Source organism: Snodgrassella sp. (assembly GCF_024103505.1).
GTDB classification, from domain to species: domain Bacteria; phylum Pseudomonadota; class Gammaproteobacteria; order Burkholderiales; family Neisseriaceae; genus Snodgrassella; species Snodgrassella communis.
The window spans coordinates 48,968-62,780 of record NZ_JAGGIJ010000004.1 but is presented as its reverse complement, the minus strand read 5'-3'; the positions used below and the strand labels follow the sequence as shown (position 1 = coordinate 62,780).

At 43.4% G+C, this 13,813-nt stretch carries 10 protein-coding genes; 2 read left to right on the top strand and 8 right to left on the bottom strand.

The genetic code is table 11. The features are described 5' to 3' along the window. The first annotated feature begins 30 nt into the window (after positions 1-30). A complete protein-coding gene (locus J6578_RS05440) occupies positions 31-789 on the top strand; it encodes a foldase protein PrsA (RefSeq protein WP_239365812.1) in 759 nt (252 codons plus the stop codon). Between the two features lie 123 nt (positions 790-912). Here J6578_RS05440 and J6578_RS05435 read toward each other — a convergent pair whose 3' ends face one another. The 3 genes from J6578_RS05435 to rlmD all read right to left on the bottom strand — a co-directional run bounded on the left by J6578_RS05435 (position 913) and on the right by rlmD (position 3,688). Continuing rightward, positions 913-1,350 (bottom strand): GNAT family N-acetyltransferase, encoded by a 438-nt coding sequence (locus tag J6578_RS05435; protein ID WP_287951117.1) that lies wholly within the window; start codon positions 1,348-1,350, stop codon positions 913-915. A 267-nt stretch (positions 1,351-1,617) separates the two neighbouring features. Then, positions 1,618-2,193 carry a YceI family protein gene (locus tag J6578_RS05430; protein ID WP_287954068.1) on the bottom strand — a complete coding sequence of 192 codons (576 nt, stop codon included), beginning with the start codon at positions 2,191-2,193 and terminating at the stop codon, positions 1,618-1,620. Between the two features lie 175 nt (positions 2,194-2,368). Further along, on the bottom strand, positions 2,369-3,688 hold the full coding sequence (rlmD, locus tag J6578_RS05425) for a 23S rRNA (uracil(1939)-C(5))-methyltransferase RlmD (RefSeq protein ID WP_287954067.1): 1,320 nt from the start codon (positions 3,686-3,688) through the stop codon (positions 2,369-2,371). Positions 3,689-3,806: 118 nt separating this feature from the next. Between rlmD and J6578_RS05420 the strand changes: the two genes are divergently transcribed. Continuing rightward, on the top strand, positions 3,807-4,805 hold the full coding sequence (locus J6578_RS05420; RefSeq protein ID WP_287954066.1) for a L,D-transpeptidase: 999 nt from the start codon (positions 3,807-3,809) through the stop codon (positions 4,803-4,805). Between the two features lie 36 nt (positions 4,806-4,841). Here the strand turns inward: J6578_RS05420 and J6578_RS05415 are convergent, their stop codons facing one another. From J6578_RS05415 to J6578_RS05395, 5 genes are all read right to left on the bottom strand, one after another. Beyond that, positions 4,842-5,168: a GIY-YIG nuclease family protein gene (locus J6578_RS05415; protein WP_093092978.1), complete on the bottom strand. Its 327-nt coding sequence runs from the start codon at positions 5,166-5,168 to the stop codon at positions 4,842-4,844. A 469-nt stretch (positions 5,169-5,637) separates the two neighbouring features. Further along, complete coding sequence (locus J6578_RS05410) at positions 5,638-6,552, bottom strand: hypothetical protein (protein WP_287954065.1); 915 nt, start codon at positions 6,550-6,552, stop codon at positions 5,638-5,640. Between the two features lie 108 nt (positions 6,553-6,660). Beyond that, on the bottom strand, positions 6,661-8,226 hold the full coding sequence (gene proP, locus J6578_RS05405; protein ID WP_287954064.1) for a glycine betaine/L-proline transporter ProP: 1,566 nt from the start codon (positions 8,224-8,226) through the stop codon (positions 6,661-6,663). 198 nt (positions 8,227-8,424) lie between these two features. Continuing rightward, entirely contained in the window at positions 8,425-10,557 is a 2,133-nt protein-coding gene (yccS, locus tag J6578_RS05400) for a YccS family putative transporter (protein ID WP_287954117.1), read from the bottom strand. Between the two features lie 134 nt (positions 10,558-10,691). Next, on the bottom strand, positions 10,692-12,383 hold the full coding sequence (locus tag J6578_RS05395; RefSeq protein ID WP_239365829.1) for a glutamine--tRNA ligase/YqeY domain fusion protein: 1,692 nt from the start codon (positions 12,381-12,383) through the stop codon (positions 10,692-10,694). Positions 12,384-13,813: the final 1,430 nt, after the last annotated feature.

Sequence of the window (13,813 nt, the reverse complement as noted above, 5' to 3'; positions counted from 1 at the left end):
TTAATCAGGACAGAAATAAGGAATACTAATATGAAAAAAAGCATTACCCGGCTAGCTGGTCTAAGCATCATGGCCGCCGGGCTCGCTTTTGCCGATGCTCCCAAAATTGACACCCAGCGCATTAACGTCATGCTCAAGCAGCTTGAACATCAAATGCAAGCCCAGCCGGGTGCGCCTGAGCCAAATAAAGCCGAGATTCAGAAAGAAATTACCTTGCGCTTGCAGTCGGCTGAAATATTAAAAGCCGAAGCCATTAAGGCTGGACTGGATAAAAAACCTGATACGCAGGCTGCATGGCAAAACGTACAGGCACAATTTTATGCTGCGCAGTATGTAGAACATCTGGCTAATAGCATTGAAATTAACGACAGTGATTTGCGTCGACAATATGAGCAAATTAGTCAGGAAATCAATTTGCTGCCAATTGTTTTTCCAAGCAAAGAAGCTGCTGAAGAAGGTTTAACCAAACTGAAAAAAGGTCTGGCTTATGAAACATTGCTTAAACAGGTTAATCCTGAAGCACCAGCCAGCAATTGGATGAGCCCGAAGCAGTTACCTCCTGATTTTGCCCAGTTAGCTTCACAATTGAAAAACGGACAGATTTCACCCAATGTTATCACCATTGACGGGCATCACATTCTGCTGAAACTGGCGGGTACGCGTTTAGCATCGAATGCTCCCGCATTTGATCAGATTAAAGATCAATTGCGTGAGCAGGCCAAGCAACAAAAAGTACAGGAACAAATCAATCAGATATTGCAAAAAAACGGCATTAATCTGAACGAATAACATTTACTGTACAAAAAAGCCGGTACAAATGTACCGGCTTTTTTATTTATACTTATGTATCAATCAATCCATCAACAAACTACTAATGAAACAAGCAGCCTGCATTAACCTATCCTGCATAGCTTAATTTTGTGACTGATGCACCATCTGCACATAAGGCGTCCCGTCAGAAATATAGGGCGCTCCCTGTATTTGAAAACCATGTTGCTGATAAAATTTAAGCACCTGCCGCTGCGCCTCTATTTTAACTGGATACTCTGCATAATGATTGTGCGCATAATGCATAATTAACTTAATCAGCTGATCCCCCAAGCCAGTGCCACGAACACTCGGATGCGTCACAAACCGGCTGAACGTAAAATGAGCCCCAGCCAGAAACATACGTGCATAGGCCAATATCTGCCCATCAAGCTGGTAATAAACATGCTTGGCCTGTAAGTCCCAGTCGTCCAGCTCATGATAAATCCGCTGCTGCTCTACCATAAAAGTATCAATACGCAAACGTGCAATGCAGTAAAAATCATGAGACGAAAGTTCATTAAAATTCTTGATACACCACATAAACTCCCCCGTACTCCCTGTTAACAACACAACACTGAATACTCACATTCATCGTGCTAATCTCAATCTGCGAAATATATCAATGCAAAACACTCAAATTAGCATCAAAACCACTAAATTGACAACATGGTACTTGGCAAAGCTTGCCTCATCTGTATATCAGCTACCGGTATCATACTGAAATTCCATTAGAAGTGATACAAACTAAAAAGAAAAACAGATTATCTGCCAACAAAACAGATAATCCGTATACAGAAACAACTAATTTTACTGTCTGGCCGCTTCAATCTGAATATTTAACTTCACATATCTACTGGCTGGCATAACTGTCAGATATTCATTAATACCCCATAGAGAACGATCAATCACAGTCTCAAAATCACCACCACAAACCTGAGTATGACTCATCGGGCTTTGATAACAATTAAATTTAGTCGCCCGTAACGTAACCGGATGTGTTTGCCCAACCATAGTTAACTGACCATGCAAGATCTTAACCTTACCCTGCTTATCAAAATCCCAATTGTGAGATACAAAACGCAAAACCGGATATTGAGTAGCATTAAAAAAAGCCTTACCTTGCAGATGTTTATTGAACTCACTACGCCCCGTATCCAGAGTACTGAGCGGAATAGTAATATCTACAGCACCGGTTTTCGCACCTGCATCATATTGCAGCTCGCCATTTAGATTATAAAAACCGCCCATGTTACTAGAAGTTGCAAAATGATCAAGCGTAAAACGCACATTAGTATGTAATGGATCTATTTTATAATTGGCAGCCTCAGCTGACACAGCAATGCCCAGCAAAGCTGCCATTAAAATACCTGCTAATCTGTTCATGAGTAAACTCCTTTATAGTATTTGCCTCACATTTATAATATTAACGTGAATACCTAAGTAGTAAAATCCCACAGAGTAAAAGCATTATTTCTTTAAAAGAAACAATTTCAGATATTTATATATATTATGATTAGCTGATTCAGCTCGCCTGAGGTGGCAAACAGATGGTCATTATCTATCGCCAGTCAAATACCGCTATAGATTCGACATGCGCAGTTTGCGCAAACAGATTCATAATACCGCCGGCACGATAAAGATAACCACGCTTCACTAACAAACCAGCATCGCGTGCCAGTGTTGCTGGATCACAGGAAATATAAACAATTCTGCGTGGAAGCTGCCGATCCTCCAGCTCATTTAAAGCCAGTATTAAAGCCTGAGCACCAGCTCGTGGCGGGTCAAGCAGCCATTTATGCGCATAACCGAACCGGCGCAGACGTTGTCCATTCATAGCAAAAAGATCAGCCTGCTGAAAATGGGTCAACTGCGCCAAACCATTATGTTGCGCATTACTGCCGGCACGCCGGCACATCGCCGCCATGCCTTCCACACCTACTACTTCTGCCTGCATCCGTGCAATCGGCAAACTAAAATTACCCAGCCCACAAAACCAGTCAATAATCCGCTCGCCGGCCTGTGGCTGCAACCACTGCATGGCTCGCCGTACCATCAACTCATTAGTAGCCTGATTAACCTGCGTAAAATCTTCAGGCTGATAACGAATCTCAAGCTCATATTCAGATAAACGATAAGCCAGTACCGAATCCTCCGATGCCGACTGCAAAACTGTTGTACCACCAGTTTGCAACCACCATTGCCACAAACAACCGCTTTGTTGTTGCAGCTGTGTCAGCAAACAATCAACCTGCGTCCGCATTTTCTGACTTATGTCGCCACAAACCTGCAAAGTAAGCGCAATAACCTCATTTCCCTGATGCAGCATCAAACCTTCCACACTGCCTACAGGCCAGCTTTGCAATAATGTTTTAATTGGCTTCAAAGCCTCAGACAGCACCACCGGCAACACCAGACAACCATCAACATCTACAATCGCATGAGACTGTCCGGTCTGAAATCCCAACTTTAACTGGCCATCCTCATACACAGCACTTAAACGCACCCGTTCACGATAACGCCAAGGCAAACCATAAATTGGTGGCATCAACTCATCTGGCTGCACCTTACCCAAACGGCGCATCTGATTCAGCCACGCACGCTGCTTCAACGCCACCTGCGTAGTAAATTCGATATGCTGGCTATTACAGCCACCACAACGCTCATAATATTCACAAGGTGGTTGTAGCCGTGCATTACCGGATATCAATACCCGGCTGATTCTGCCCTCTGTGTAGGATTTTTTCACCCGTACTGGCTGCCACTCTACCACCTCACCCGGTAAAGCATCATCAATAAAAACAGCCTTGCCATCTACCCGGGCAACACCGCGCCCTTCCTGATTCCAGTCAATAATCTGTGCTATAAACCGTTGTTCCAAACTGTACCCTCAAACCAGAGAAATGGTCGTAAATAAACTTAACTGTATTTATTTTCTCACATTGTTGACGAATTACGTTATGATTATATTCATATTCTCATGCCGGATTTTTAGAATAATGTTGAAACCAATACTTTGCGCATTAACCACCACCATCATATCTACAAGTGCCTATGCAGCCATTCCTATGCCTGACTATGCCGTACCTAGTCAAGGGCAGCAGGTCATCCTGAATATCCCCCAATTGCGGTTATTTTTGTTTCAGGACGGAAAATTAATCAAAACCTATCCGATAACAGTTGGCAAAGCCAGTACACAAACTCCGCTGGGTGAATACAAAATTGGAGCCAAAGTCAATAATCCAACTTGGAGCGTACCACTCAGCATTCAGAAAGAAATGGCCGCAAGCGGTAAAACCGTACAAAAATCGGTACCGCCCGGCCCCAATAACCCACTTGGCCCCGTATTTGTGCGCCTAGGCGCTCCTCGTCTGGGTTTGGGTATCCATGGCACCAACGTACCCAGTAGCGTACCCGGCGTACGCAGTCACGGCTGTGTACGTTTACGCAGTCCAAATGCACTGGACTTTGCCGCTGCCGTACAAAGCGGTGCCGATGCCGCCGTAATTTACCAGCAGGCTTCCGTAAACACCGATGCACAAAACGACATCTGGATTGCCGTTTACCGAGACCCCTATAGCAAGCGCAATCTGAACAAAAAGCTATTGAGCCAAAGTATCAACTCATGGGCAGAGCAACACCAGCTACAAGTAAATCACAAGCGTTTAAATAATGTTCTGAGTAAACCAAGCAATACGTTAATCTGCCTGACCTGTAGTGCCGGTAAAACCAAAGTCAGCGGTAATCTGAGTTCACTACAATGGACTAGCGGTAAAGGTGAAATCGTTGAATTGAAATATACCAACGCACCAGATAACAAATCAAAACAGGAAATTGTACCTGAAAGCAATAATATTGAGGTTGATGAAGACGCAGCTGAAGCACCAAAGCAGAACATCACCCCCCTGCATCCGGCTTCCACACCAGCCAATAAACAAACAATACCTGAACAGCCTATTCCTGCCTCATCTGAATCAGGATTTGATGCATTGATGTAAGCGGATACCATCAGGCTGTTTAATGGTTGCAAGAAATTAACTATTGGGTAAAAAATCTCCCAGCAATTGCCATAAAACAGCCTTGTCTGCTGCCTTGAGCCGCTTTAGCCGATATTCACATCGTGCTGCTGCGGCTTTAGTTATACCCACACAAACCAGACGCATCTGAAGTGGCGGATACATACGCGTATACCGGGCACCATTCCCCGAACAGTGTGCCTGCCAGCGTTGTGCCGGCCGGTTAGTAATCCCGCAATAAAATGCACCATTAGCACAATACAGCAAATAAACCGCCCAACCAGCATCCGCCTGTGGTAAAGGAGGCAATGCAGCCAGAATAGATGCCGATAAAACCACTACCATCGTCCAGACCAACCAACTCTTAAAAATTCAGATAAAAATACCCATACCAGACAGCCTATCCACATCAGCAAGGAAAAATCGTAACCATACCGGCAATGCCTGATTTACCCATCATACAGAAACAGCTATCAAGCCGAAAACAACCCATATGTTTAAGTAGCATTACAGCAGATAAAACGTTTTCATTTATTCCCAAAATATTAAATATTTTGCATGAAATATAGCACAAACCCAAATCACAGCCCTAGCAGATAGATAGTATCGGCATATCTAATCAATATGCTGGCCTTGCTCCGTAAACAAACCATAACCACCGAATACCGAAAGCATACCCCATGCTGCACCTGCTAATCCCCCCATCTGGCATCTTCTTTTCACAGTTTCATCAGTTCTGCCTGCTTCATTTCCTACCTTAATTTAGATTATGAATTTTATAATTTGCTACTTAAAATCGATTATTATAAAAATTCTATTTGCTTCTAACGCCTTTAATTGCCTCATTAGGCACTTCAAATTCTATCGGACTATCAGTTGCATTATGAATTGATTTAGCAGGAATTTGGAATTTAGTTTTCGTACCAATATTGGTCATCAGAATATTTATATGGTCTAATTGATATACAGATGAACAATTCATCTTATCAAAATGGTCTTTTTTTTCATTATTATCAAATATATCTTGATAATTTTTATCCAGATAGATCGTAACATCAGATTGTCTTACGCCAATTAAAGAAAGGGTAATATTAGTTAGACCAACATAGATACCAGAAACAGCAATTAGTGGCATGATAAATATACCTACTCTGAAAAGGAACTTTGAAGAAATCTTTATATTCCGTATATAGAAATATAGCCTTCTATCGTTTTCTTCACTGGGCTCAGATTCATTTTTTAGCTTTAGCTCTTCCCATTGAGAAATAAAAACATTCATACAACCAACACAAAAAATTGCCATATAGACTGTGAACCCAAAAACCAGACTTGGTTGTAAACTACTTGATTGAATCCATATTCTATAAGCGATAAACAAAATCAGAATGTTTGCAATTACGCTTAAACAAAGAATAAAAAGTCGATCTTTAGAGAAAGTAACAGGATTAATTTTTTTCTTGATAAGAATTTTGTATATTTGCTTTTCAAATAAAATTAAAAATAACTTGCTAGCCAAATGTAATACACCAATAAAAACAATATATAAAATCCCAAATATGGCAAATATGCATAAACAAAATAGTACATCACCAACAGACAATCCAGCAGGAAAAAATCTTATTGTACAACAATAGAATATTACAATAATTGTACCAATGACATTACCTATAATCCCAAATACCCCAAGAGTATTTTTGATAACTCTTAAATTAGATTCCAGCTTATCCATATTTTCTTCCCTTATAAAATTGCAAACCAGAATGTAAAAAAGCCACTAATATTAACCCAAACAGGCTAATATTAATGGCCAAAATTTCAGCTAGGGATACCGAACTAATTACTCCATTTTCGGATGCAAATCAACATACTGCTGTTTGCGTTTTTCCAGCTGCTGTATCTGCTCCTGCAAATTGGCAATGACAGCATCAATATCGTCCACACTCTGCTCAATATGCTCATACGTTTCAGCCAGCAACTCGCGTGCTTCCTTTTTATTCGAAGCCGAAGGAGAGACGCCACGCAATGGACGGTTAGCTGTTTCTTTCAGATAAATACCGGTAACAATTCCGATACCACCCACCACCATCAGATAATAGGCCGGAATAAACAGATTATCAGTGGCATCCACCAGTGCCGCGGCGATAGTCGGCGTTAAACCGGCAACAATAATCGCAATATTAAAAGCACTCGCCAGCGCACTGTAGCGGATACGCGTAGGAAACAGCGCCGGTAAAGTTGATGCCATCACCCCAGTAAAGCAATTCAGAATCAGTGCCAGAATAAACAGGCCAAGAAAAATCAGTCCTACCTTGCCACTGGTAATCAGCTGAAAACAGGGAATGGCCAAAACCAGCAGCGCAACAGAACCACCGATAACAAACGGCTTGCGCCCGATTTTGTCACTAACAAAACCGATAATCGGCTGCATAAACATCATGCCAATCATAATCGCAATAATAATCAGCACACCGCGGTCTTCACCATAATGCAGATTGTGCGACAAATAGCTGGGCATATAGGTCAGCAGCATGTAATAGGTAATATTGGTGGTTAATACCAGCCCTACACTTACCAGCAGCGTACGCCAGAAACGCCGCATAATTTCCATAAACGAAACCCGCGGACGACTGCTCACTTCTTCCTGTTCTTCTTTTTCCATCATATCCAGATGTTTCTGGAATGCTGGCGTTTCCTCAGCAGCATGGCGCAGGTATAAACCTAACAAACCCAAAGGTGCGGCCAGAAAAAACGGAATGCGCCAACCCCATGAGAGAAAATGCGCTGAACCCATAATATTTTCCAGCAATACTACTATCCCGGCGCCCAGCACAAAACCACATATGGATCCAAAATCCAAGAAACTGCCGAGAAAGCCACGTTGGCGGTCAGGCGAATATTCTGCTACGAAAATCGCTGCCCCAGTATATTCACCACCAACCGAAAATCCCTGTGCCAGCTTGCACAGCAGCAGCAATAGCGGCGCCCAGATACCAATACTGTTATACGATGGTATCAGCCCGATACAAAAAGTACTGAGCGCCATAATAATAATTGTAGTCGACAATACTTTTTGCCGGCCAAAGCGGTCACCAAGAATTCCAAAAAACACACCACCCAGCGGGCGCACCAGAAACGGCACAGAAAACGTACCCAATGCAGCAATCATCTGCACACTGGGAGACGCCGATGGAAAAAACACCTGCCCCAGCGCATAAGCCACAAAACCATACACGCCAAAATCAAACCACTCCATAGCATTGCCCAGTGCTGCGGCAGAAATCGCCTTTCTGAGCTTAGTCTGATCAACAATTGTGATGTCGTGTAATTCCAGCGTACCATTCTGGGTAGGAATCAATGGTGGTACATGAGAAGAAGCCTCATTCTGTTCATTAGTTGCTGTCATGGTAACCCTCTCATTATTAATATTAAAATGATTCCTCAGCATTATAACACGCAACCAAAAAGGTGCTTTATGCTTGAATTTTAAAGAAATCTACTAACAGCATAATCGAATAAAGGCTTACTGCGCTACTATTATTTTATTTCCACCAAATTTTTTAACCATTTCACTAACGATTCACCATACCATGATGCAGCTTACTCAACTATCAGCCTGTAGCGCCTGTCTATACAATGGCAGCTGCACATGAATTTGCTGTAACTGCCGCCATAGCACTTTCTCCACCATATCATCAGCCGGCTTTGGCTTACTCAGCTTCAACAAATCGCCAGTAGCTTTCCACTGCGCCCGAAACACAGAGTCATCAGAATTTTGTGTCATCAGTTCCGCCAGACTGATGGCAATAGTACACCAATGCTGTACCTGCTTTGGCGTTAGCAGCGGGCGCACACGGTCTACCTGCATACGAATCGCACCCAGTGCTGAAATACAGCTAAGCAGCACATAATTCAGTTGCAGCAAAATTTTACCTTTACCCAGATGCTGCCCGTAGCGCTTTGGCTCCATCGACATATCTGCCACAGTATTACTTAACATAACAGCCAGTTCATGCGCATTGCGTCGTGCAATACGATAAACCACATCATCACAGTGCCCATTCTGTAACTGTTGTGCTACCTGCCGCAGATAAGCAGCGTCACAGCACAAGGCACGGATGGCAATCCGCCCTAACGTCAGATAACGCCAGTCTGGCCATAGATAAGCTACTGCACACCATGCCAGCGCCGAACCCAGAATCGTATCCACAAACCGCGACAACATGGCAGATTGCGTATCCATACCAATAATCGCAAAACCCACCAGTACCTGTACCGTAATAAAAAACGTGGAAAAACTGTAGCGGCGCACTCTGAACGCAAAAAACAACACCGTACTCACCACCACAATCATCAGCCGGCCAGCCAGTGTAGGCACAAAATACGGTAACACCGAGCCCACTACTACCCCAAGCAGCGTACCTAGTATGCGCTGCTTCAAGCGGGTAGTGGTTGCCGAATAATTCGGCTGGCACACAATCACACCAGTGAGTAAAATCCAGTAGCCCATTTTTAACTGGGCACCTTCAACTACCGCACAAGTCACGGCCGTCAGAATCGCCAGTCTGATTGCATGGCGCATCACATTCGACTGCAAAGTAAAATGTGTTTTTAATGCAGGCAGAATATCACGTATTCGGTCAACATCCTGCCCTGCAATCTGCATATCGCCAGCCTCCTGACTGGTACCTGCAACCTTTACCTGCTCCAGCCACAGCAGTTGCTCATTAATCGTCAGAATATTGGCAATCAGCTGCTGCAAACCCGGCATATCCTCATCCATACCATATTCAGCACAATAACGCTCCACCGCCTGCTGCACTCCTGTTCCGGCACGCTGGAGCATCATATTAAACACATAGGGCTTATTCTCATGCAGACACTCACTCATCTGCCGGCAAGCCTGCGCCTGTAACACAATCAAGCGCTGAATCCGGTAAATCAAATCTGAATGCGCCAGCCTGTGTGCCAATGCAGCATAATCCACATGGCGTGAACTAATCCGCTCATGAATATTCTGGGCAGTGAGATAATATTGCAGCAGCGTACCAATACCGCGCTGGCGGTGCTGCCGACGCAAGCGGTAAAACAGTGCCGTGCGACACCGGTTAAAATCATCAATCACTGCCGTATTCTTCATCGCCAGTGCCAGCTCTTTCTCAGCAAGCAAATCCGCCTCATCGGGGTCAAAAAACTGTGCTTTCACCAGCATATAATCCGCCAGTCTGGCAAAAGCACCAGCCAGATTGTCCTGTACCGGCCGATTTGGAAACAACAGATGCAGCATCAGCGTACAGACACTGAACAGACAAGTGCCACAAACCAGCATCAGCGGATTGGTATACCACGGCAAATGCGGCGAATAAGTCAGCACCGTATACAACATTACCAGCAGCGTACCAAAAGCAATTGTCCGGTAGCGCACATCAATTGCACCCATCATCGTCATACTGAATGACGCCCATATCAGCAGCAACGAAAACATCAGCGGATGCCCGAATGTCCACTGTACTGCCGTAGCGGCAAGCGAAAAATGCACCAGCGTAATAAACAGATTGCGCAACCGGCCGGTAAAGCCATCATCCAGATCCACCAGTCCGCCAGCAATAATGCCCAGAAACAGTGCCGTACTTTCCGCCGTGTTACCCGTATACCACACCCACCATGCTGCCAGCACCATGCTCAGCAGCATCGGTAGATTAGTCAGATAACCCGTACGCACCGGAATTACTCGCATCACACCGCCTCTATTTACTAAAAAAATACCATTTAATTCATTTTAACAAGCTGGCAGTTCAGACAGCCAGATGATTTAGCATACCAAAAAAGCCGGCCACAACAGGCCGGCTTGCTGCACAAACACAAGTACCCTTACTTGTTCTCAGCCTGTGCCTGCCACGTATCCCGCAAAGTTACCGTACGGTTAAATACCGGATTTTCTGCACTGTGATCATAGCGATCAGTTACAAAATAGCCCAGACGTTCAAACTGATAACGCGTTTCCGGTGCCAGCGTATTCGCCACCGGCTCCACCAATGCATCAATTTCCGTTACCGATGCCGGATTCAGAAATTCAATAAAATCACGATACTGTCCATCGTCACCGCGCACCGCATCCGGGCGATCAACCGTAAACAGGCGGTCATACAAACGTACTGTAGCCGATACAGCATGTTCAGTAGACAACCAGTGAATCACCCCTTTCACCTTGCGCCCTTGTGGCTTAGAAGCAAGCGTGTCGTGGTCTATCGAACATTTCAGCGACACCACCCGACCAGATGCATCCTGTACCACTTCCTCACACTTAATCACATAACTGTAACGCAGACGCACTTCCCCACCCAGAGTCAGGCGCTGCCAGCCTTTAGGCGGATCCAGTGCAAAATCGTCGGCTTCAATATAAATCGTTTTAGTCAGCGGCATCAGGCGTTCGCCCATTTCCGGGTGATGTGGATGAAACGGTGCTTCTCGGCTTTGCGTTAACGCCTCATCAAAATTAATCAGCTCCACCTTAATCGGATTGAGCACCGCAATCATCCGTGGCGCAACACTTTCCAGATCTTCACGAATTGCGCCTTCCAGCACACTCATGTCCACCACATTTTCACTTTTGGAAATACCTACCCGTTTAGCAAACAGGCGCAGCCCCTCCGGCGTATAGCCCCGACGACGCATACCAGAAATCGTAGGCATACGCGGGTCGTCCCAGCCAGACACATGATCCTGCACCACCAACTGATTGAGCTTGCGTTTCGACGTAATCGAATACAACAATTCCAGCCGGGAAAATTCATACTGATGTGGCTGATGCGCAATTTCAATATTTTCCACTACCCAGTCGTATAAAGGCCGGTGTGATTCAAATTCCAGCGTACACAGTGAATGCGTAATATTTTCAATCGCATCTGAAATTGCATGAGTATAATCATACATCGGATAAATAACCCATTTATCGCCGGTACGATGATGATGTACACGACGAATACGGTAAATCACCGGATCGCGTAGATTAATATTGCCCGCAGCCATATCAATTTTCAGCCGCAGCGTTTTACTGCCATCCGGAAACTCACCATCACGCATACGTGCAAACAAATCCAGATTTTCCTCAATCGTACGCTCACGATACGGGCTATTTTTACCTGGTTCCGTCAGCGTGCCACGATACTGGCGCATTTCCTCCGCATCCAGATCATCCACATATGCCTTGCCGGCTTTAATCAGCTCCAGCGCATATTCATACAGGCGCTCGAAATAATCCGAAGCAAAACACTCCTCATTCCACTGAAAGCCCAGCCACTGCACATCTTCCTTAATCGAGCGCACATACTCGTCCGATTCTTTTTCCGGATTCGTATCGTCAAAGCGCAGATTACACAAACCATCATAAATATAAGCCAAACCAAAATTCAGGCAGATAGATTTAGCGTGGCCGATATGCAGATAACCATTTGGTTCAGGAGGAAAGCGCGTTATCACCCGCTGGCATTTTCCGCTTTGCAGGTCATCCTCAATAATAGAGCGTATAAAATGATTATCGGCAAACTGATCTTTATTAAGCATAGTTATTCTGAATATGTGCAAAGGCGTTTTCAGAATGGCAATTTCTGAAACACCAACCAAAAAGTTATAATTATATACCTATTTTATATAAGCAATATACAATTATACTAAACAAAAAATGTATTAAATAGTGCAGTAATAGTTAAGCAAATACTAAACTAAATCAAGCCAAACACAAAAAATATTTTACGAATTTCTTAAATTTAGTAAACATCCAGTACTAACCGCCACCTGATTCGCTCCACAGAAGAGCGCCAAATTAAATGGCTGATGATCACAAAACCATAAGAGACAACAATCACTTGCTAAGCACGCCCTCCTGTACAGCCAATAGTAATTCGTAGAAGAATGGCCACCACTCAGAAACATTCCTGCTCAGTTATTAAATTTTTCCTTCATGAAGTAAACGGTATAAAAGTGACACAATGCATCAATATGGTATCAATTTCGTTATACCTTATTTTTATGAAAACCATAAATGGCAAAAGCTAGAAGAGAGATGTTCAATTCTTATGATAGTAAATGGGTTAAAGATTACTTATAACTACAGATAGTAGCACTATAGCTGAGTTAAAATTGTATATCGATAATTTGTAAGCTGATTGCAGGTTAGAAAATCTATCATTTATCGTTTAGCCAAAGTATTGCTAGCAAAATATGATTTAATACGCCCTTTAGCACATACAAGCTATTTAATTGATTATTATCATTAAATTTATATACATATGCTTGCAATAGCAGATGCTGTCTCGGAATATGATGGCTGGTCTGTAGAAAAAAACAGAAATACGTTTGCGGCATTCTCCATATTAAAATATTAATAAAGCGATGATAAAACGCCACTGCACCAGTATAGATGCAATGGCGTTGAGTTGAAGTCGGCGTTAATGAAACGCTAATAGCAGGTTACTGCCAATCTTGCTGGATTGGCAAGGCTTTTTATTAATTCAATATTTTGCGGCCAGACTACTGATACAGGCATAGCGGTGTTTTGTCATAGCAATGGTGTGGTTCTATTTCCGTGCTATTGCATGAACATAAATATCGTAACAATTAACAGACAGGGCTGATATCTGATTTCACGGGCTAATCTGCAAGAAAACGCCACTGCATTACAGAATGCAGTGGCGTTGATTATATTAATTATAGATATAGTTTTGTGTGTCTATGTTGTTTATTTTCAAAGTATATTAAACATGATTAATGTTTATGGCAAGTATATTTTTTCTATTTTAGGCTTTGGTGGTGAATGCTAAGCAATTGTGTTGGATAGCTACTACATCTGTTGGTTATGCATCAGGTACAAGGGTGTTAATCGATGAAAATTAATGCTTTTTTGTTGTATGGGTGGGTGGCTATTCTGGCCAAGATAAAAAAAACCAAATTCGATGAGAATTTGGTAAGGCAGGTTATGGCAGGGTAATGACTTT